This window comes from Amycolatopsis sp. cmx-4-61 (assembly GCF_046548775.1).
Taxonomy (GTDB): domain Bacteria; phylum Actinomycetota; class Actinomycetes; order Mycobacteriales; family Pseudonocardiaceae; genus Amycolatopsis.
The window spans coordinates 26,376-45,279 of record NZ_JAEBEI010000013.1; the positions used below are offsets into that span (position 1 = coordinate 26,376).

Here is an 18,904-nt window from a genome sequence, read left to right on the forward strand (position 1 = left end):
GGCATCCGTAGAGTTAGGGAATCAGGGGGCGCACGCGCCCCTGCTCAGGTATTGACGAAGACAGGAGCGTGTGCCGTGGCGACTCGGCCCCCGGTGAGCCTGCCGAAGCTGTCCCGGCGGAGCCGGATCCTCCTCATCATCGCCGCGGTGATCGTGCTGGCGCTCCTGCTCGGAGCCCGCTTGCTCGACACGTACGTCGACTGGTTGTGGTTCGGTGAAGTCGGTGCCCGCCCGGTGTTCACCACCCAGGTGGTGACCCGGATCATCCTGTTCTTCGCCGTCGGCCTGCTCGTCGGCGGGGCGCTGGCGATCAGCCTGATGATCGCCTACCGGACCCGGCCGGTGTTCGTGCCGATCTCCGGCGCCGACGACCCGCTGGCGCGCTACCGCTCGGCGATCGTGGCCCGGATCCGCCTCTTCGGCGTCGGCATCCCGGTGCTCACCGGCCTCATCGCCGGCCTGTCGGCCCAGAGCGACTGGCAGGTCGTGCAGCTGTTCCTCAACGGCACCTCCTTCGGGCAGACCGACCCCGAGTTCGGCAACGACGTCGGCTTCTACGCCTTCGACCTGCCGTTCTACAACTGGCTGCTCGGCTGGCTGTTCATCACCGTCGTCATCTCCTTCTTCGGCGCGCTGATCTCCCACTACGTCTTCGGCGGCATCCGGCTGGCCGGCAAGGGCGGCCAGCTCGCCGGCCCGACCCGCGCGCAGCTCGCCATCACCGTCGGGCTTTTCGTGCTGCTGAAGGCGGTCGAGTACTTCTTCGACCGCTACAACCTGCTGCTGTCCGACCGCGGCGCCCCGCTGTTCATCGGCGCCACCTACACCGACCTGAACGCGGTCCTGCCCGCCAAGCTGATCCTGCTGTGCATCTCGGTGATCTGCGCGGTCGCCTTCTTCGCCGGGGCCTTCCTGCGCAACCTGCAGCTCCCGGCGATCGCGCTCGTGCTGCTGATCCTGTCGAGCATCCTCGTCGGCGTGGCCTGGCCGGCCGTCCTCGACCAGTTCTCGGTGAAGCCGAACGCGAACGAGAAGGAAGCGACGTCCATCCAGCGCAACATGGACGCCACCCGCCGCGCCTACGGCCTCACCGACGTCCAGTACCAGCCCTACAGCGGCAAGTCCGACGCCACGCCGGACCAGATCAAGGCCGACAACGGGACGATGGCGAACATCCGGCTGCTCGACCCGAACATCCTCTCCGACACCTTCACCCAGCGCGTCGGCCGCGAGAACTTCTACGGCTTCCCGGCCAAGCTCGACATCGACCGCTACACGGTCGGCGGCGTGACGCAGGACTACATCGTCGCGGCCAAGGAGATCAAGACCGAGGGTCTCACCGGCAACCAGACCAGCTGGATCAACAAGCACCTCGTCTACACCCACGGCAACGGCTTCGTCGTCGCGCCGGCCAACACGATCGACCGCGCGGTCAAGGACGCCAACTCCGACGGCGGCTACCCGATCGCCACCACCAGCGACACGCAGAACCCGGCGGGGGCCGGGGCGGCCGCCTCCGGCCAGCCCGGCATCGAGGTCAGGGAACCCCGCATCTACTACGGCGAGCTGTCCGCCGCCGAATCCGACTACGCCATCGTCGGCGGGAACGGCGCGCCCGGCGAGTACGACACCGCCACCGACCGGTACAGCTACAAGGGGTCCGGCGGCGTCTCGGTCGACAACTGGTTCAACCGCCTCGCGTTCGCGGCCGAGTACGGCGAGCGCAACATCCTGTTCTCCGACGCCATCGGCGACGGGTCGCGGATCATGTACAACCGCGACCCGCGCGACCGCGTCAGCAAGATCGCGCCGTGGCTGACCCTCGACGGCGACCCGTACCCGGCCGTCGTCGACGGCAAGATCCAGTGGATCATCGACGGCTACACCACGCTCAACAACTTCCCGTACGCCCAGCAGACCCAGCTCGGCGCGGCCACCAACGACTCCCTCAACGGCGTCGCCCGGCAGGCCAACAGCTCCATCAACTACATCCGCAACTCGGTCAAGGCCACCGTCGACGCCTTCAACGGCACGGTGACCCTGTACTCGATCGACGACAAGGAACCCGTCCTCAACGCCTGGGAGAAGGTCTTCCCCGGGCTCGTGAAGCCGAGCTCCGACATCTCGCCGGACCTGCGGTCCCACTTCCGCTACCCGGAGGACCTGTTCAAGATCCAGCGTGAACTGCTGTCGCGCTACCACGTCAGCAACCCGCAGGAGTTCTACTCGCAGCAGGCGTTCTGGAGCGTCCCGCAGGACCCGACCGCCGAAGGCGGCTCGAACCCGGCCGCGGCCGGCGCGGCCAACCAGCCCGGCTACTACGTCCTCGCGGACACCCCGGGCCAGTCCAAGCCGACGTTCCAGCTCACCAGCTCGCTCACCGGCCTCCAGCGCCAGTACCTCGCGTCCTGGATGTCGGTGTCCTCCGATCCGAACGACTACGGGAAGATCCGCGTCCTCCAGCTACCCAGCGCGGCCACCGGAGCCACCCAGGTCGACGGCCCGGTCCAGGTCCAGAACCGGTTCCAGAGCGACTCCCGCGTCGCCCAGGACCGCACCCTCTTCAACAACCCCAACGTCACCCCCATCTACGGCAACCTGATCACGCTCCCGGTCGCCGACGGCTTCCTCTACGTCGAACCCGTCTACATCCGGCAGCGCAACCAGAACAGCTACCCGCAGCTGGCCCGCGTCCTCGTCTCCTACGGACCCAAGGTCGGCTACGGCGCCACCCTCCAGGAAGCCCTCGACCAGGTCTTCGGCGCCGGCACCGGCGAAGCCACCACCACGCCGCCCCAGGCCGGGCAACCGACCACGCCGACCACGCCGACGACCCCCACCACCCCGGCCACGCCACCGCCCAACACCGGCGGCGGCAACGCGGCCCTCGACAAGGCCGTCGCCGACATCCAAGCGGCCATCGCCAAACTCAAAGCCGCCCAGCAATCCGGCAACTTCACCGACCAGGGCGCGGCCCTCGCCGCCCTCGACGCAGCCGCCCGCGCCTACGAATCCGCCAAAACCACCGCACCCGGCACCAGTACCCCACCCCCCAGCAGCCAGCCCGGAGGGTGACGTCGGCAACGCAACGGGCACCTGCTTTGCACCCCGCGAAACCAGGGCGTAAGGTAGGTGCCACGACGCGGGGTGGAGCAGCTCGGTAGCTCGCTGGGCTCATAACCCAGAGGTCGCAGGTTCAAATCCTGTCCCCGCTACAGAGGTTGGGAGGGGTGTGCGGACGGAATGCGTCCGCACACCCCTCCTTCGCATTTGTTCTGGGGGTCGAACCCCCAGGCCCCCGCCAGGGGGGCTTCGCCGCCCCTGGACCCCCCTGCGCGTGGTTGCGTTGTTACCTGAGCCAGGCTTTTGTCTCTCCTGTTGTGTTTGCTATGTAGCCGTCCGGGCGGATCAGGAGTCTGTCTGTGTCCGGGTGGGGGAGGTTGGGGACTTCGGCTACTAGTACCTCTGGGTGGGGGGTTGGTGCCGGGGTTTTTGTCAGGAGGACCCAGTTTCCTTTGTGGAACAGGGTGCTTGCGTGGGTGTTTTCCAGCTTGAAGTCCGGGAGGCGGGTTCCTGCCGCTGGGTGGGGATCTTCGTTCGCGTACTTGATGTTCAGGCCGGAGACCATGCCTGACAGGTGGTGCTGGACTTCGGGGAGCTTGGTCAGATCCCGGAAGAGGGCTCGTAGGGCCAGTTGGTTCGGGGTGGTCGGGATCAGGGCGTTTTGGGCCGCTATGTTGGCCAACACTTGTTCGGCTACTGGGCGGCGCTCCGCTTCGTACGTTTCCAGGAGTCCCGCGGAGGCGCGGTTGCGGAGTTCGGCCGCCAGTTTCCAGCCCAGGTTCATGGCGTCCTGGATGCCCAGGTTGAGGCCCTGGCCTCCGGCCGGGAAGTGCGTGTGGGCCGCGTCGCCCGCCAACAGGACCCGGCCCACCCGGTAGTGCGCGGCCAAGCGGCTGTCGTCCGAGAAACGGCTCGCCCAGCGAATTTCGGCGATCTCGACCTCCTCGCCGAAGCGCTCGGCCACTGCGTCCCGCACCTCTTGTGGAGTTACCTCTGCTCGGAGGTTCGGTGGGCGGTTCAGGCGGTCTCCGAACGTCATGCGGTACAGGTTCCGCTCGGCCAGGGGGATCACGCCGACGAACTTGCCCGGGCTTTTCGAAGTCACCATGTTGCCCATCGAGCGCCACTGCGTCGGGGCTCCCGGGGGCGTCGATCCGAACAAGACGTCTGCCGCTACGCCGTGGCCCTGGCCCTCGATGCCCTCGAAGGGCAGCTTCAGGGCCTTGCGGACGGTGCTGCGGCCGCCGTCGCAGCCCACCAGGTACTGCGCCCGGATCCGTAGATCGCCAGCGGTGACCGTCACGCCGTTCTCGTGCTGGTCGAATCCGGTGAGCTCGTGGCCTCGCCGGACGCGGACGCCCTGCTCGTTCAGGCGCTCCTCCAAGGTCGCTTCCACCTCGGCCTGCGGGATGCCCAGCTGGTACGGGTGCCGGGTGTCCCAGCCCGCGTAGCTCACCGGGATCACCGCGAAGTGTCCCTCCGCGACAGTCGCGAACGAGCGCTCCTCCGCGCGACCCAGCAACCCGCGCAGATCCAGGATCTCCGCCGTGCGCGGTTGCAGGTTCAAGGCCTTCGACAAGCCCGTTCGCTCGTGCATCCGCTCGAGCACGAGAACGTCCACTCCGGCCAGTGCCAGCTCGTTCGCCAGCATCAGGCCCGTCGGGCCCGCGCCGGCGACCACGACCTCCGCGGTCAGCTCTTGCATCCCCAGCTCCTTAACAACGTTAAATTGACCTGCCCCCGAGAATGCCCTTAATCTTGTTAAGGTGTCAACCCCGGGTGCTTGAGGAGACGGCGCAACATGGCCCTGACCAGGCAGGACATCGCTCGATCCGGACTCAAGCTGCTCAACGACGTCGGCCTCAACGGGCTCACGCTCCGGCTGATCGCCGGTGATCTCGGCGTCAAGGCGCCGGCGCTCTACTGGCACCTGAAGAACAAGCAGGAACTCCTGGACGAAATGGCCACGCAGATGTACCGGGATTCCGCCGCGGACCGCGAACCGCCGGCGTCCCTGGGGGAGTGGGACAGCGTCGCGCACGGCGCCCGGGCGCTGCGGCGGATGATGCTGGCCTATCGGGACGGCGGCAAGGTTTTCGCTGGTACGTACCTTGCGGACACCGGATTGATCGGCCCGCACCCGCTCCGCCGGAGCATCGAGGCCGGGCTGGACGAGGCGCGGGCGCGCCAGGCCACCTTCACCGTCTACTGCTTCGTCATCGGCTACGTCATCGAGGAGCAGGCCGTCCGGCCGATGCCCGGGGAGTTCGACGAGCGGTACCGGGAGTCGGGCGGCGAGGCGGTACTGGGCGACGCCGACGCGCGGTTCGAGGACGGCCTGGCCATGGTCCTCAGTGGAGCCCGTCAGTGGCTCGAGACCGCGTAAGGGCAGGTGAGGGCGTTTAGGGACCCCGGTGAAACGGCCTTGGCCACCCCGTGTAATCTATTCAAGTACCACAACGGCGCGGGGTGGAGCAGCTCGGTAGCTCGCTGGGCTCATAACCCAGAGGTCGCAGGTTCAAATCCTGTCCCCGCTACAGAGGTAAGAGGCGTGGTTCGCGGAAAGCGCGAACCACGCCTCTTTCGCATTGTATCGGGGGTCGAACCCCCAAACCCCCGCCAAGAGGGCTTCGTCCCCTTGGATTCCCCGTCGTTGGTGCCTTTCGCTACGGATCTCGTGATGTGGACGTCCGGGCGGGGCGGTTGCGGTGCGTGTCCGGGGTGCGCCAAGCCGGGGAGGGCCGCCCGCCGAACTCACCTGCCTGGCCGTCGCCGGGCGGTTCGCGTGCGTCTGGTTGGACCAAAAATCCCTGGGAGCGGTTGCAGAGCGTATTCACGTCCACAGTGGACCGGCTCGCATTGGGCCGAACGAGGGGATCTCACTAGCCACAATGGACAGATCCGCTGACCACTGTGGACACAGCGGCCGATAAGTGGGAATCTAGGGGGCGTGTCCGAATTGAATGCAACAGCCGCCGCCCTGCTCGGTCTGCTCCACGACGGTCCCGCCACCGGCGGGCAGCTCGTCGCCGGAGCCGGAGAGCGGTTCGGTGCCTTCTTCAGCGTCACCCGCAGCCAGGTGTACCGGGAGCTCCCGGCGCTGTCCAAGGAAGGCCTCGTCCGGCTCGGCAAGCAGGGCCCGCGCTCCAGCCAGCAGTACCTGATCACCGCCGCCGGCAAGAAGGCCTTCAAGGCCTGGCTGACCTCCGAAGCCGGCCCCGACCACCTGCGCAGCCCGCTCATCCTGCGGCTCGTGCACGCCGGGTCGCTGACGGCGAAGCAGCGCCAGTCGCTGCTCGACTCGGCCCGGGCGAGCTACAGCCAGCAGCTCGACGACGCCAAGGCGGCCACCAAGGCGGCCGAGGGGCCGTACGAAAAGGCCGTCGCCGAGTTCGCCCAGGCCCAGGCCAAGGCCGCGCTCAAGCTGCTCGACGCCATCCCCGCGGCCTGAGGTTCGCGCGCCCACGACCGGTCCCTACAACCGGTCGTGGGTTTTGCCGTAACCTTGACAAACGTGAGTGATGAGTTCGACGCGGCACTGAAGGACCTGGCCGGCAAGCTGACGCAGATCGAGTCGGTGATGGACCTGGCTGCGCTGCGTGCCCAGGTGGCCGACCTGGAGCAGCAGGCCTCCAGCCCCACCCTCTGGGACGACCCGGAGGCGGCGCAGAAGGTCACCAGCCAGCTGTCCCACCGGCAGGGCGAGCTGCGCCGGGTCTCCGACCTGCGCCAGCGGCTCGACGACCTGGGCGTGCTGTACGAGCTCGCCGAGGCCGAGGGCGACTCCGGCAGCATGGGCGAGGCCGAGACCGAGCTCGCCGACCTCGGCAAGGCCATCGACGGCCTCGAGGTCCGCACGCTGCTCTCGGGCGAGTACGACGACCGCAACGCCGTCGTCACCATCCGCTCCGAGGCCGGCGGCGTCGACGCGGCCGACTTCGCCGAGATGCTCCTGCGCATGTACCTGCGCTGGGCCGAGCGCCACAGCTACCCGACCGACGTCTACGACATCTCCTACGCCGAAGAGGCCGGGATCAAGTCGGCGACGTTCAAGATCACCGCCCCCTACGTCTACGGCACGCTCTCGGTCGAGCAGGGCACCCACCGGCTCGTCCGGATCTCGCCGTTCGACAACCAGAGCCGCCGCCAGACGTCGTTCGCGCACGTCGAGGTGCTGCCCGAGGTCGAAGAGGTCGACCACGTCGACATCCCGGAAAAGGACATCCGGGTCGACGTGTACCGCTCGTCGGGCCCCGGCGGGCAGAGCGTCAACACGACCGACAGTGCGGTGCGCATCACGCACCTCCCGACGAACATCGTCGTCTCCTGCCAGAACGAGAAGTCGCAGCTGCAGAACAAGGCGGCCGCGATGAAGGTCCTCCAGGCCCGCCTCCTGCAGCGCAAGAAGGAAGAAGAGCGCAAGGAGATGGACGCGCTCAAGGACGGCGGCTCCAGCTGGGGCAACCAGATGCGCTCCTACGTGCTGCACCCGTACCAGATGGTGAAGGACCTGCGGACCGAGTACGAGGTCGGCAACCCCACCGCGGTGCTCGACGGCGACATCGACGGCTTCCTCGACGCCGGCATCCGCTGGCGGAAGCAGACTGCCTGATCGGCCGGGGAGTAAAGGGGCGACCGCTCACCGTACGCAAACGCCCCTTGCTCCACTCGGGTGGACCGGGCAACCGGGGCTTCACGAGACCGGTGGGTAGTATGCCGAATCGTGATCCGGCTCGAAGAGGTTTCCAAGGTCTACAAGACCTCGACGCGGCCCGCGCTCGAGCGGGTGTCCGTCGACATCGAAAAGGGTGAGTTCGTCTTCCTGATCGGTCCCTCGGGATCGGGGAAGTCGACCTTCCTCCGGCTCCTGCTGCGCGAAGAGACGCCGACCAAGGGCCGTGTGATGGTGTCCAACTTCGACGTCGCCAAGCTGGCCCGCCGCCGGGTCCCCCGCCTGCGGCAGACCATCGGCTGCGTCTTCCAGGACTTCCGCCTGCTGGCGAACAAGACCGTCGCGGAGAACGTCGCGTTCGCCCTCGAGGTCATCGGCAAGCCCGGCCCGACCATCAAGAAGGTCGTTCCCGAGGTGCTGGAGCTCGTCGGCCTCGACGGCAAGGCCGACCGGCTCCCCAACGAGCTCTCCGGTGGTGAGCAGCAGCGCGTCGCGATCGCCCGCGCGTTCGTGAACCGCCCGCTGGTGCTGCTCGCCGACGAACCGACCGGGAACCTGGACCCCGACACGAGCCAGGACATCATGCTGCTGCTGGAGCGGATCAACCGCACCGGCACGACCGTCCTGATGGCCACCCACGATCACTCCATCGTGGACTCCATGCGGCGCCGAGTGGTCGAGCTGCAGCTCGGCCGGGTGATCCGCGACGACGCCCGCGGCGTCTACGGCATCGGCCGCTGACCCGCCCGCCCCGCACCGCCCCCCGACTCCCAAGGACCTGCACCCGACATGCGCGCCAGTTTCGTCTTCAGTGAGGTAGTCACCGGCCTGCGCCGGAACGTCACGATGACCATCGCGATGATGCTGACCACGGCCGTGTCGCTCGCCATGCTCGGCGGCGGCCTCCTCGCCGTGCGGACGATCGACAAGATGAAGTCCAACTTCCTCGCCGACGTCGAGGTTTCGGTCTACCTCACCGACGACATCAGCGCGAACGACAAGAACTGCACCCAGTCGCTGTGCCAGTCGCTGCGGACCTCGCTGCAGAGCAACAACGGCGTCGAGTCGGTCGTGTTCGAAAACCGCGACCAGGCCTTCGACCGGTTCAAGAAGATCTTCGAGAGCCAGCCGGAGCTGATCGCGCTCACCGGCCCCGAGTCGCTGCCCGCGTCGCTGCACGTGAAGCTGAAGGACCCGGACCGCAGCGACGCGATCGTGCAGGAGTACGCGAGCAAGCCGGGCGTGCGGAAGGTCGACGACCAGAAGAAGTTCCTCGACCGCGTCTTCAACGCCTTCAACGGGGTCCGGAACATGGCCTTCGGCGCCGCGCTCATCATGGCCATCGCCGCGCTGCTGCTGATCGCCAACACGATCCAGGTGTCCGCGTTCACCCGGCGCACCGAGGTCGGCATCATGCGGCTGGTCGGCGCCACGCGGTGGTACACGCAGCTGCCGTTCCTCCTCGAGGCGGTGGTCGCCGGCGCGGTCGGTGCGATCCTCGGAATCATCATGCTGATCATCACCAAGGCCGGCTTCCTGGACTCGGTGTTCACCGGGGACGTGTTCCCGAAGATCACCATGCTGGAACTGCTGTTCCCGGTCGCGCCGATCCTGCTGGCGGTGTCCGTGGTGATCTCCGCCATCACCGGGTACGTCACGCTGCGGCTGTACGTCCGGCACTAGATAACCCGCTGCTTGTCACCATCGGAATCACGTAGAGTGGTCGTATGCCCAAGGAACGTGGCCAGAAGGTGATCGTGTCGAACCGCAAGGCGCGGCACGACTACTCCATCCTCGACACCTACGAGTGCGGTCTCGTGCTCGTCGGCACCGAGGTCAAGAGCCTGCGCGAGGGCAAGGCATCGCTGGCGGACGCGTTCGCGACGGTCGACGACGGCGAAGTGTGGCTGCGCAACGTGCACATCCCGGAGTACACGCAGGGCACGTGGACCAACCACATGCCCCGGCGCACCCGGAAGCTGCTGCTGCACCGGCGCGAGATCGAGAAGCTGATCGGCAAGACCAAGGAGAGCGGGCTCTCCCTGGTCCCGCTGTCGATGTACTTCAAGGACGGCAAGGTCAAGGTCGAGATCGCGCTGGCCCAGGGCAAGAAGGCCTACGACAAGCGGCAGGCGCTCGCCAAGCGCGACGCGGACCGGGACATCAGGAAGGCCATGGGCCGCGCGCTGAAGGGCCGGTTCACGGAGTGACGCCCGGCCCCGCCTCGGACGCCGACGTCGCGCGGTGGACGGCGTCGCTGGGCCTGCCCGGCCTGGTCGACCTGCACGTCCACTTCCTGCCGAAGCCGGTGATGGACAAGGTGTGGGCGTACTTCGACGCGGCCTCGACGCACTACGGCACCGAGTGGCCGGTGTTCTACCGGACGTCCGAAGAGGAGCGGCTGGCGACGCTGCGTTCGCTCGGTGTCACGCGCTTCGCGCCGCTGGTCTACCCGCACAAGCCGGGGATGGCGGAGTGGCTGACTTCCTGGGCGCTCGACTTCGCCGCGCGGGTCCCGGACGCGGTACCGACCGGGACGTTCTACCCCGAGCCCGGCGCCGGGTCCGCTGTGGACGGTGCGCTGCGCGCCGGCGCCCGGGTGTTCAAAGCACACGTGCAGGTGGGCGCGTACGACCCGCGGGACCCGCAGCTGACCCCGGTGTGGGGCGCGCTGGCCGACGCGGGCGTCCCGGTCGTCGTCCACTGTGGACACGGTCCGTTGCGGGGCGACTTCACCGGGTTGTCGGTCTTCGGCGAGGTCCTCGCGCGGCACCCGAAGCTGACGGCGGTGCTCGCGCACGCGGCGATGCCGGAGTTCGGGGCGGCGTTCGACCTGATGGCGAAGTACCCGCGGGTGCACCTGGACACGACGATGGTGGGCGTGCCGTTCGCCGAGGCGATGTCGCCGTTGCCGCCGGACTGGGCCGCGCGGCTGGCCGGGTACGCCGACCGGGTCGTGCTCGGCACGGATTTCCCGAACATCCCGTACCCGTACGTGACGCAGCTGCAGGCGATCGCCGGCTGGGCGGCAGCCGACGATCGCCTGGGGGAGCCGTTCCTGCGGGCGGTCCTGCACGACACACCCTTGCGGCTGCTCAACGCTTGAGGGCGGCTCGCTCGCTCACGTCGACCGCGCGGCCCAGCAGGTCGATCACCGGGAGCTGCTTGCCCGCCAGGAGGAAGCCGGCGGTGGCCAGGAGCACCCACGGCACCGGGCCGTGCGCGATGCCGTCCGAGAGCGGGGCGAACCCGTGCGCCGCCAGGCCGAGCAGGCCACCGGAGACCATGAGCCCGGCCGCGACCAGCTGCGGCGTCCTGGCGGTGCGGGCGCTCGTGTCGCGCTGCAGCTCGAAGTGGGCGAACAGCCGCAGCAGGCCGAGCAGCACCATCCCGCACGCCGCGAACCACGCGGGCGCCATGACCAGCCAGAACACCGTGCCCGGCGCCGGGGTCTCGTAACCGAGGCCGTAGACCGCCACGCCCGCCACGACGACCAGCGCCGGCATGTGCCAGAGGTAGACGCTCATGAACCGCGCGCCGAGCCAGCCGAGCGCGTCGCCGATGCCCGGGCGCGCCGCGAAGGCGTTGAGCTGCGGGCGGAAGGCGAGCAGCAGGCCGATCTGGCCGACGGCGAGGAAGGCGAGCAGCACGGTCGGCGGGCTCATGTTCGACACCGGCGCGCCCGGCATGCCGATCATGCTGGCCGGGTACGGTCCGAACGCGACCAGCAGCGCGGTGACGCCGAACCCGGCCGCCGACAGCGTCAGCGCGCCGCGGCGGGTCAGCGCCCCGAGCCGGCCTTCGACGTAGTGGAAGCCCAGCTGGTGCACGGCGACCCAGACGAAGATCGCGTTGGCGTAACCGAGGTAGCCGAAGTCGTTGAAGCGGGCGACGTCGACGAGGACACCGGCGGCGCCCATGACGAGCGGCACCTTCAGGCCCCAGCGCCGGTGCGCGGCGACCATGAGCGGCGTGACGAGCACGACGAGCACGTACACCGCAAGGAACCACAGCAGCTGCGCGGCGATCGCACTGGCGACCTGCACCGGCTGCGGTGGCACGCCCAGGCCGCGCAGGAAGTCCGGCACGATCAGCCAGACCGCCAGCAAGGGCAGCACCGGCACCATCAGCCGCTTGATGCGCGCGGCGAGCCACTGCCGCGGGGATGCCGCGCGGCGGAAGGAAATCAGGTTCGCCGCGCCGCCGGCGAAGAAGACCAGGGGCATCACTTGCGACAACCAGGTGACGACCCACCAGCCCGGCGTGGCCAGGGCGTTGCCGGTGGTGAGGTGGCCGTCGGAGTAGGAGAGCACCGGCATGGTCCAGTGCTGGGCGATGACGGCGAGGATGGCCCCCGCCCGGACGACGTCGAGGAACCGGTCCCGGCCGCCGCTCGCGACCCCCTGGCTTGTCTGCATGCCGTTCAGCCTGGCCGGTGCGGCCTGGGGAAACAGCGGTGCTGACCGGTCTTTCCGGGGTCCTGTTCACCCCCGCGGGATACGGGGGTTACCCCTACCTCCCCGGCGGATCGGGGGGTTGTCCCTACCTCGAGCCGTCCGGCTCGGGTTCGTGCTGCGCCGCCGCGACCCGGTACTCCCAGCCGGTCCCGGTCAGGCCGAGTTCGTAGCGGGTCTCGATCTTCGGGCCGCCGTGCAGGTGGATGTGCCGGATGACGGTCCCGGGGATGGGCTCGGCGTCGCCGAGCTCCTGGACGCGGCCGTCGAGCGGGCCGCCGAAGAAGCGGACGCAGCGGATCTCGTCGGACATCTGCGCGCTCCTCTCGCCGGCGGGTCCGCTCATGGTAGGTGAGCGCTCACAGCGGTGCCGCCCGCGGAACGGGTGACCCGTTGTCCACCTTACGGGACATCCGGTCACCGTCCGTCGCTCAGCGGCCCAGGTACGTCAGCACCGCACGGACGCGGCGGTGTTCCTCCGCGCTCGCCTCGAGGCCGAGTTTCGAGAAGATGTTGCCGATGTGCTTCTCCACGGCGCCGTGCGAAACGACCAGCGAGTTCGCGATCGCCGTGTTGGACAGGCCCTGCGCCATCAGGCCCAGGACCTCGGATTCGCGGGCCGTCAGCGCGTCCAGGGGGTTGCGGCGGCCGCGGGCCATCAGCTGGGCGATCACGTCCGGGTCGATCGCCGTGCCACCGCCCGCCACGCGGCGGACCGCGTCCAGGAAGTCCGCGACGTCCGCCACGCGCTCCTTCAGCAGGTAGCCGACTCCGCCGGCGCCGCCCGAGAGCAGCTCCACGGCGTAGGACTCCTCGACGTACTGCGAGAGCACCAGCACCGGGAGCCCCGGGATCTCCTTACGCGCCGCCAGTGCCGCGCGCAGGCCCTCGTCGGTGAAGGTCGGCGGCATCCGGACGTCGACGATCGCCAGGTCGGGACGGTGTTCCTTGACCGCGCCGAGCAGGTCGTCCCCGTTGTCGACGGCCGCGGCCGTCTCGATGCCCTCGTCGGCGAGCAGGCGGGTCACCCCGGCCCGCAGCAGCACGGCGTCCTCGGCGATGACTACCCGCATCCGGCCCCCAAGTCCGTGGATGAACGGGGTCCAGCCTATTCACCACTGGCAGGGCAGGTCCGCCCGGATCACGGTCGGCCCGCCCACCGGGCTGACCACGGTGATGACGCCGTCGATCGTCGCCGCGCGGTCGGCCAGGCCGGCCAGCCCGCCGCCGGGACGCACCTCCGCGCCGCCGTGGCCGTTGTCGGTGATCTCGACGACGACGTGGTCGTCGGTCCGCCACACCTTCACCTCGGCTTCGGTCGCGCCGGAGTGCTTCGCGATGTTCGTCAGCGTCTCGCCGACGATGAAGTACGCCGTCGTCTCCACCGCGGCGGGCGGCCGCGGCTCGACGTCCACCGAGACGTCCACCGGGATCGGCGACTTCGCCGCCTGCGCCGACAACGCCGCGTCCAGCCCCCGGTCGCCGAGGACGGCCGGGTAGATGCCGCGGGCCAGGTCCCGCAGCTCCGACACGGCGAGCTTCGCGTCCGAGTGCGCCTCGTCGATCAGTTCGCGGACCGCCTGCGGGTCCTGGTCGAACTTCGACTTCGCGCGCCCCAGGCTCATCGCGACGGCCACCAGCCGCTGCTGCGCGCCGTCGTGCAGGTCACGCTCGATCCGGCGGCGTTCGGCTTCGGCGGCGTCGACACCGCGGGCCCGCGACGCCTGCAGCCGCTCGGCCTTCTGCTCCAGCCGCTTCGTGCGGTCCGGCCCCAGCAGCGCCAGCGCCAGCTCGCCGTGCAGCCAGCCCAGCCACGGCGTCACCCAGATCGCCATCGGCAGCAGCACGATCGACGCCAGCGCGATCGCGACCTCCGCGCACGCCAGCGGGAACGCCGCCATCAGGTAGGCCAGGTCACGCCACGTCGTCGGGTCACTCAGCCGGGTGACCCACCGCCGCAGCAGCGTCTGCCCCTCGACCGACCGGCGCTCCACCGGCGGCAGCGGCACGCTCAGCATCCGGCCCGCCCAGCCGCGCTCGCGGTCACCGGACCAGCGGACGAAGCTCGTCGTCGCCAGCAGGATCGGGAACCCGATCCAGATCACCGCCGTCGACACGCCCACCCCGATACCGACCACGACCAGCACGAACTGCAGGAGCCGGAAGACGAAGCTGGCGATCATGTAGAGGATCGTGCGAGCCGGGTGCGGCCGCGGGTGGTCCAGCTGTTGCACCTCGGTCATCCCGCCACCAGATTCTTCTTTTCCGCGTCTTCCCACCAGCGCTCCATCCGGCGGCGCTGCGCGACCGTCGGCCCCAGCAGCCCTTCCGCCAGCCGGGCGTGCGTCCCGGCCAGCGCCTTGGTCAGCGCCACCGACAACGCGACGAACAACACCCCCAGTGCCGCCCACGGTAGCGCCTCCACCGTGGAGCCCACGGTCAGCCACGGCACCTCCGAGTTCGGGAACCGGTACTCGCCGCCCGGCAGCCACCGGAAGTACACCGGCAGGGCCACCAGCGCCAGGCTCGTCGCCCAGAACGTCGTCACGAGCACGAACTCGACCAGGCCCACCGGGAACAGCAGAGCGAAGTACGCGAAGTCCCGCCAGCTCGACGGATCCTTCAGCCGCGCCTTCCACCGCACCACCTGCTTGCCGGCGGGCAGCGGCAGGTAGGGCAGATCGATGTACCGGTCCAGCAGCGCGTAGACCCGCGCCCGCTCCACCCGCGCCGCCCCCCGCACGGCGAGCACGAGCACGGCGAGCAGCCCGACCCCGACCCACACCACCGCCGTCCCCACCCCGGCCGCCGTGAACGCCGTCAGCAACCCGAACGCCACCGCCCCCAGCGGCAGGTTCATCAGCAAGAACACCACCGAACCACCGAACGGCGGATCCCGCCTCTCGCGCACCATGACCGCGCTCCTTCCCACGGCCCCCAGCATCGCCGGTCCGCCGCCCCCGGCGACATGGTGCGAGCGGGCATCCCCGCGGTAGGGCTGACCCCACCCCACCCGGACCAAACCGGTGGCGCCGGGCGTTATGATGAACAGGTTGTGTCCCGACAAGGGGGTGAACGGTTTCGACTTTGGACGTTGAGTCAGGAGAAGCGTGCCGGTGCAGGCGAGAGACCACCGTAAGCGTCATCGCAAACCAATAAGCGCCGACTCCAGTCAGCGCGAGTTCGCCCTCGCCGCCTGAGCGAGTGCGACTCTGTCGGCCCGGGTTCGCCTCCGGCCCGGGTACCGGCATCAGCTAGGAGGCTCAGCGGCTGTCCCGGCCACGGGGAACAGTCGTGAAGCAAACAGTGGCTGGGCTCGTCACCTCAGCTTGTTCGCGTGACTGAGGGAGCCAAGCAGAGACGTAGCGGACTGCGCACGGAGAAGTCCTGTCGATACGCCAGAGGACCCGGGTTCAATTCCCGGCACCTCCACGGCACTTCGCGGGAAGGCCCACGCCCCTTCGGGGCTGGGCCTTCCCTTCGTTTTGTCGTGTTCTTTGGGGGTCGGACCCCCAAGCCCCCGCCAAGGGGGCTTCGCCCCCCTGGACCCCCCGGGTGGTTGCGTTGGGTGGTGAGCCAGACGGGTCTGGCTTCGTCTCCTCTTGACCTCCGGGTGTTGCCTTGGGTGGTGGGCCAGACGGCGGGTGGCTGGTCGTCCGCCGGGGTTGCCGGCCTTGGGTGGTTGTGGGCGCTCACCTGGGGTGATCGGATTCGGGGCGGATGGTTGCTGCTTGTGGTGGGGGCCACTTGTGAGTGAAATTCTCGTTAGTGTCATGCTTGGGGTCCGACCATGGCTCCGCACCCGTGGAGTCGGAAGTAGGTGGCCAGATGACCTGGGCCCGGCGTAGTGGCAGTTCCCTTGCCAATGACGAAGACAGCCGGATGGGCGTTATCCGGGCTGAAGAGGCGGTACGCCTCGGCGAACAGAACGATCGTGCCGTCCTCACCGTGGCCGGTCACTCCTCCGATGTCCACGACTGCGCCGAACTGCTGGCCATGCTCGGGCTCGACGCCGGGCGGCGGCAGCGGACCGCCTGACCCCTCACACCAGGTCTGCGACGTGGACCACCTTGTTCCGGCCCGTCGCCTTCGCGTGGTAGAGCGCCGTGTCCGCGGCGTCCAGCAGGCGCTGTAGCGAAGCGCCTGCTGACGGGTAGACCGCGATGCCGATCGAGACCGTCAGGCCCGTGATCGACAACTGGCCCGCCGGAACCTTCAGCGCGCTGATCGCCCGCCGGATGCGCTCCGCCACCGGACCGATGTCCGGCTCGGTGATCCCCGGCAGCAGCACCACGAACTCTTCACCCCCGAACCGGCCGACCGCGTCCCCCCGGCCGCGGACCGCCGAGATGATCGACTGCGCCACCGCCTTCAGGACCGCGTCGCCCGCCAAGTGGCCGTACGTGTCGTTGACCTGCTTGAAGTGGTCCAAGTCCAGCATCAGCAGCCCGAACGTCGTCCGCTGGCGAGCCGCCGCCGCCAGCGTTCGCTTCGCCAGCGCGTGCCACCCGCTCGTGTTGTACAGCCCCGTCTTCTCGTCCCGGTGAGCCGCCACCTCCAGCTGCTTCACCAGCACCGTGCGGTGCAGCAACAGCAACGGCGGGAACACCAGCACCACCAGACCCGGCAACGTCGCCATGGCCAGCGCGTTCAGCGCACCCAGGCAAAGCGTCGCAACTTCGAGGCCGTTGTCCGCCCACGTACCGAACAGGGCCTCCGGTGTCCGGCCGACTTCGCGCCGCGCCGGAAGCACCAACAGGGCGTTCACCGCGAAGAACGTCACTCCCGCGGCCGCGATCGCGAACGTCCCGGCCCAGCCGTGGGTCATCGTCGAGCGGACGTCGGAGAAACCCGCGACCCGCAGCACCGACTGGGCCGCGTAACACGACAGCACGATGATCGCCGCGTTGCTGACCGTGCGGGACACCGGCACCCGCTGCAGGCGGTACCAGCTGCGGACCGCCAGGTGCGCGTACAGGCCGCCGACCAGCACCGCCAGCAGGAGCGGGGGCAGCAGCAGCACCCCGGCGAACGTCCAGACCGACGTCATGTTGATGTGCGGCGTCCCCGACACGCGACGGCGGATGCGCTCCACGCGCCGGCCCGTCTCCGACTGCGCCACCCCGAGGACCAGCAGCACCGCGAGGATCGCCAGCGTCCGGCGGTCCACCGCGATCGGGGACGGGCGCAGTGTCAGCACCACCGCCACCACCTCGCTGACCAGGCAGTAGGCGACCACCCGCGGGCCCTGGCGCCACAGCACCCAGCGCCGCGGTGCCACGAGGACGTCACGAATACGCAGCCCGGTGCGCGGAATCCCGCCTCCGGTCCGCATACTCATGGTGTCCGGCCGGTGACGGAGCCGGTCCGGCCCGAGGTCGCGAAGGGAGGCGCACCATGTGCGGACGCGACAACTGAGGTCATCGATCCTCCACCCCGACCCGGCGCCACGCCCTCGCGATCGGCACGGCCACCGCGGCACCCGCCGCCCCGGCCGCGGCGATGGTGTGCGCCGGGCCCAGCACGTCGGCCAGTGCGCCCGCCGCGGCCGCGCCGACCCCCTGCACCGTGATCAGGCCCGCCGAGTTCACCCCGGCGCACTGCGCGCGGTGCTCGTCCGGCACCCGCCGCATGAACGACACCGTGCCGGTGATGTTGTAGCCCGTCGCCAGCAGGCCCGACCCGGCCAGCAGCACCACCGACGGCACCAGGCCCGGCCGGCAGACGAACACCACCAGCGGCAGCCCCGCCGCGATCCCGAGCCAGCCGAGCACGCGCAGCTGCACCCGCTCCGGGATCCACTTGCCGAACACGACGCCGCCGAGCACGCTGCCCGCCGGGTCCGCCGCCATGAGCAGTCCCACCAGCGTCGCGCCCGCGCCGATCCCCGCCGCGTACGGCGCGGCCAGCGCCTCCGGCACGACGTAGAACCCGGCCAGCCAGTTGAGCGCGACCAGCGTCCGCAGGGCCGGGTCGCGCCAGATCAGCCGGAACCCCGCGCCGGTCGTGGCCAGCCACGCGGGCCGGACCGCCTGCGCGATCGCCGCTCGCCGCCGGACGCCGGTGACCAGGAACAGCGCCGACAGCACGAACGTGGCCGCGTCCAGTGCCAGTGCCGCGGACGGGGTGAACGCGGCGATCAGCGCCCCGCCGCCGGCGAACCCGGCCAGCTGCGCGCCCTGGATCGTCACGTTGCGCAGGGCCATCCCGACGAGGTACCGCTCACCGTCCAGCACCGTCGGCAGCAGCGCCTGCTGCGCCGCCTTGAAGGGGCCGCCGAGGGTCGTCATCACCGCGACCAGCACGCACAGCACCCACAGCGGGACGCCGGGGATCGCGATGACCGCGACGAGCGCGGCCCGCGCCAGGTCGGTCGCGACCATCACGTCCCGCCGCGGCCACCGGTCGCCCGCGCCGGCCAGCAGGATGCCGCCGAGCAGGGACGGCACGTACGTCAGCGCGTAGGTCAGGCCGGTCAGCGCGGCCGAAGACGTCCGCTGGAAGACGAGCACGGCGAGCGCCACCCGGGCGAGCTGGTCGCCGCAGACGGACAGCAGCTCGGCGGTCCACATCGCCCGGAACTCGGCGACGGCGAGCACCGCACCGAACCCGGCCTTCTTCACGCGTGCGTCATCCATCGGCGCCCCTCGAAACCGCAGGTTCCTCAAGGTAATCACCCACCGGAGTGGAATCGAGCCGTTCGGTGACAGTTGCC

At 69.6% G+C, this 18,904-nt stretch carries 17 protein-coding genes, 2 tRNA genes and 1 other RNA gene; 12 read left to right on the plus strand and 8 right to left on the minus strand.

Annotated elements, in window-relative coordinates; translation table 11 throughout:
* Positions 1-75: 75 nt before the first annotated feature.
* Both ACLJOU_RS30400 and ACLJOU_RS30405 read left to right on the plus strand, forming a co-directional pair.
* Positions 76-3,075, plus strand: coding sequence for a UPF0182 family protein (locus tag ACLJOU_RS30400; RefSeq protein ID WP_410572087.1), 3,000 nt, complete (start codon positions 76-78; stop codon positions 3,073-3,075).
* A 66-nt stretch (positions 3,076-3,141) separates the two neighbouring features.
* Positions 3,142-3,215: transfer RNA gene (locus tag ACLJOU_RS30405), tRNA-Met, on the plus strand.
* A 134-nt stretch (positions 3,216-3,349) separates the two neighbouring features.
* On the opposite strand, the gene ACLJOU_RS30410 is transcribed toward ACLJOU_RS30405, so the two are convergent.
* Positions 3,350-4,768 (minus strand): FAD-dependent monooxygenase, encoded by a 1,419-nt coding sequence (locus tag ACLJOU_RS30410; RefSeq protein ID WP_410572089.1) that lies wholly within the window; start codon positions 4,766-4,768, stop codon positions 3,350-3,352.
* Between the two features lie 96 nt (positions 4,769-4,864).
* On the opposite strand from ACLJOU_RS30410, the gene ACLJOU_RS30415 reads away from it, so the two are divergent.
* The 8 genes from ACLJOU_RS30415 to ACLJOU_RS30450 all read left to right on the plus strand — a co-directional run bounded on the left by ACLJOU_RS30415 (position 4,865) and on the right by ACLJOU_RS30450 (position 10,841).
* Entirely contained in the window at positions 4,865-5,449 is a 585-nt protein-coding gene (locus ACLJOU_RS30415) for a TetR/AcrR family transcriptional regulator C-terminal domain-containing protein (RefSeq protein ID WP_410572091.1), read from the plus strand.
* 77 nt (positions 5,450-5,526) lie between these two features.
* Positions 5,527-5,600 (plus strand) — tRNA-Met (locus ACLJOU_RS30420).
* A gap of 413 nt (positions 5,601-6,013) precedes the next feature.
* Positions 6,014-6,514 carry a PadR family transcriptional regulator gene (locus tag ACLJOU_RS30425; protein ID WP_043776593.1) on the plus strand — a complete coding sequence of 167 codons (501 nt, stop codon included), beginning with the start codon at positions 6,014-6,016 and terminating at the stop codon, positions 6,512-6,514.
* A 63-nt stretch (positions 6,515-6,577) separates the two neighbouring features.
* Positions 6,578-7,675 (plus strand): peptide chain release factor 2, encoded by a 1,098-nt coding sequence (prfB, locus tag ACLJOU_RS30430; RefSeq protein ID WP_410572094.1) that lies wholly within the window; start codon positions 6,578-6,580, stop codon positions 7,673-7,675.
* 111 nt (positions 7,676-7,786) lie between these two features.
* Positions 7,787-8,476, plus strand: coding sequence for a cell division ATP-binding protein FtsE (gene ftsE, locus ACLJOU_RS30435; protein WP_043776592.1), 690 nt, complete (start codon positions 7,787-7,789; stop codon positions 8,474-8,476).
* 48 nt (positions 8,477-8,524) lie between these two features.
* Positions 8,525-9,418 (plus strand): permease-like cell division protein FtsX, encoded by an 894-nt coding sequence (gene ftsX / locus ACLJOU_RS30440; RefSeq protein ID WP_410572096.1) that lies wholly within the window; start codon positions 8,525-8,527, stop codon positions 9,416-9,418.
* A 44-nt stretch (positions 9,419-9,462) separates the two neighbouring features.
* On the plus strand, positions 9,463-9,945 hold the full coding sequence (smpB, locus tag ACLJOU_RS30445; protein WP_003082092.1) for an SsrA-binding protein SmpB: 483 nt from the start codon (positions 9,463-9,465) through the stop codon (positions 9,943-9,945).
* Positions 9,942-10,841 carry an amidohydrolase family protein gene (locus ACLJOU_RS30450; RefSeq protein WP_410572098.1) on the plus strand — a complete coding sequence of 300 codons (900 nt, stop codon included), beginning with the start codon at positions 9,942-9,944 and terminating at the stop codon, positions 10,839-10,841. Before smpB ends, ACLJOU_RS30450 begins: the two co-directional genes overlap by 4 nt.
* Here the strand turns inward: ACLJOU_RS30450 and ACLJOU_RS30455 are convergent.
* From ACLJOU_RS30455 to ACLJOU_RS30475, 5 genes are all read right to left on the minus strand, one after another.
* Positions 10,831-12,153 (minus strand): acyltransferase family protein, encoded by a 1,323-nt coding sequence (locus tag ACLJOU_RS30455; RefSeq protein ID WP_410572100.1) that lies wholly within the window; start codon positions 12,151-12,153, stop codon positions 10,831-10,833. The genes ACLJOU_RS30450 and ACLJOU_RS30455 overlap by 11 nt on opposite strands.
* Positions 12,154-12,277: 124 nt before the next feature.
* A complete protein-coding gene (locus ACLJOU_RS30460) occupies positions 12,278-12,502 on the minus strand; it encodes a hypothetical protein (RefSeq protein ID WP_410572102.1) in 225 nt (74 codons plus the stop codon).
* 118 nt (positions 12,503-12,620) lie between these two features.
* Entirely contained in the window at positions 12,621-13,262 is a 642-nt protein-coding gene (locus ACLJOU_RS30465; protein ID WP_191315430.1) for a response regulator transcription factor, read from the minus strand.
* 39 nt (positions 13,263-13,301) lie between these two features.
* Complete coding sequence (locus tag ACLJOU_RS30470) at positions 13,302-14,432, minus strand: sensor histidine kinase (RefSeq protein WP_410572104.1); 1,131 nt, start codon at positions 14,430-14,432, stop codon at positions 13,302-13,304.
* On the minus strand, positions 14,429-15,103 hold the full coding sequence (locus ACLJOU_RS30475) for a sensor domain-containing protein (RefSeq protein ID WP_410572105.1): 675 nt from the start codon (positions 15,101-15,103) through the stop codon (positions 14,429-14,431). The genes ACLJOU_RS30470 and ACLJOU_RS30475 overlap by 4 nt, the downstream gene beginning before the upstream one ends.
* A gap of 153 nt (positions 15,104-15,256) precedes the next feature.
* On the opposite strand from ACLJOU_RS30475, the gene ssrA reads away from it, so the two are divergent.
* Positions 15,257-15,624: a transfer-messenger RNA gene (ssrA, locus tag ACLJOU_RS30480) on the plus strand.
* Positions 15,625-16,017: 393 nt separating this feature from the next.
* Positions 16,018-16,227, plus strand: a complete 210-nt coding sequence (locus tag ACLJOU_RS30485) for a hypothetical protein (protein ID WP_143264264.1) — start codon at positions 16,018-16,020, stop codon at positions 16,225-16,227.
* Between the two features lie 4 nt (positions 16,228-16,231).
* Here ACLJOU_RS30485 and ACLJOU_RS30490 read toward each other — a convergent pair whose 3' ends face one another.
* On the minus strand, positions 16,232-17,470 hold the full coding sequence (locus tag ACLJOU_RS30490; RefSeq protein WP_410572488.1) for a diguanylate cyclase: 1,239 nt from the start codon (positions 17,468-17,470) through the stop codon (positions 16,232-16,234).
* Positions 17,471-17,609: 139 nt separating this feature from the next.
* A complete protein-coding gene (locus ACLJOU_RS30495) occupies positions 17,610-18,827 on the minus strand; it encodes an MFS transporter (protein ID WP_410572107.1) in 1,218 nt (405 codons plus the stop codon).
* Between the last annotated feature and the right edge of the window lie 77 nt (positions 18,828-18,904).

Bases quoted from the DNA above. Each gene is read 5' to 3' on its own strand.
- ACLJOU_RS30410 (WP_410572089.1), bottom strand. From the start codon at position 4,768: ATGCAAGAGCTGACCGCGGAGGTCGTGGTCGCCGGCGCGGGCCCGACG.
- ACLJOU_RS30415 (WP_410572091.1), top strand. From the start codon at position 4,865: ATGGCCCTGACCAGGCAGGACATCGCTCGATCCGGACTCAAGCTGCTC.
- ftsX (WP_410572096.1), top strand. From the start codon at position 8,525: ATGCGCGCCAGTTTCGTCTTCAGTGAGGTAGTCACCGGCCTGCGCCGG.
- smpB (WP_003082092.1), top strand. From the start codon at position 9,463: ATGCCCAAGGAACGTGGCCAGAAGGTGATCGTGTCGAACCGCAAGGCG.
- ACLJOU_RS30455 (WP_410572100.1), bottom strand. From the start codon at position 12,153: ATGCAGACAAGCCAGGGGGTCGCGAGCGGCGGCCGGGACCGGTTCCTC.
- ACLJOU_RS30460 (WP_410572102.1), bottom strand. From the start codon at position 12,502: ATGTCCGACGAGATCCGCTGCGTCCGCTTCTTCGGCGGCCCGCTCGAC.
- ACLJOU_RS30465 (WP_191315430.1), bottom strand. From the start codon at position 13,262: ATGCGGGTAGTCATCGCCGAGGACGCCGTGCTGCTGCGGGCCGGGGTG.
- ACLJOU_RS30470 (WP_410572104.1), bottom strand. From the start codon at position 14,432: ATGACCGAGGTGCAACAGCTGGACCACCCGCGGCCGCACCCGGCTCGC.
- ACLJOU_RS30475 (WP_410572105.1), bottom strand. From the start codon at position 15,103: ATGGTGCGCGAGAGGCGGGATCCGCCGTTCGGTGGTTCGGTGGTGTTC.
- ACLJOU_RS30485 (WP_143264264.1), top strand. From the start codon at position 16,018: ATGACCTGGGCCCGGCGTAGTGGCAGTTCCCTTGCCAATGACGAAGAC.
- ACLJOU_RS30495 (WP_410572107.1), bottom strand. From the start codon at position 18,827: ATGGATGACGCACGCGTGAAGAAGGCCGGGTTCGGTGCGGTGCTCGCC.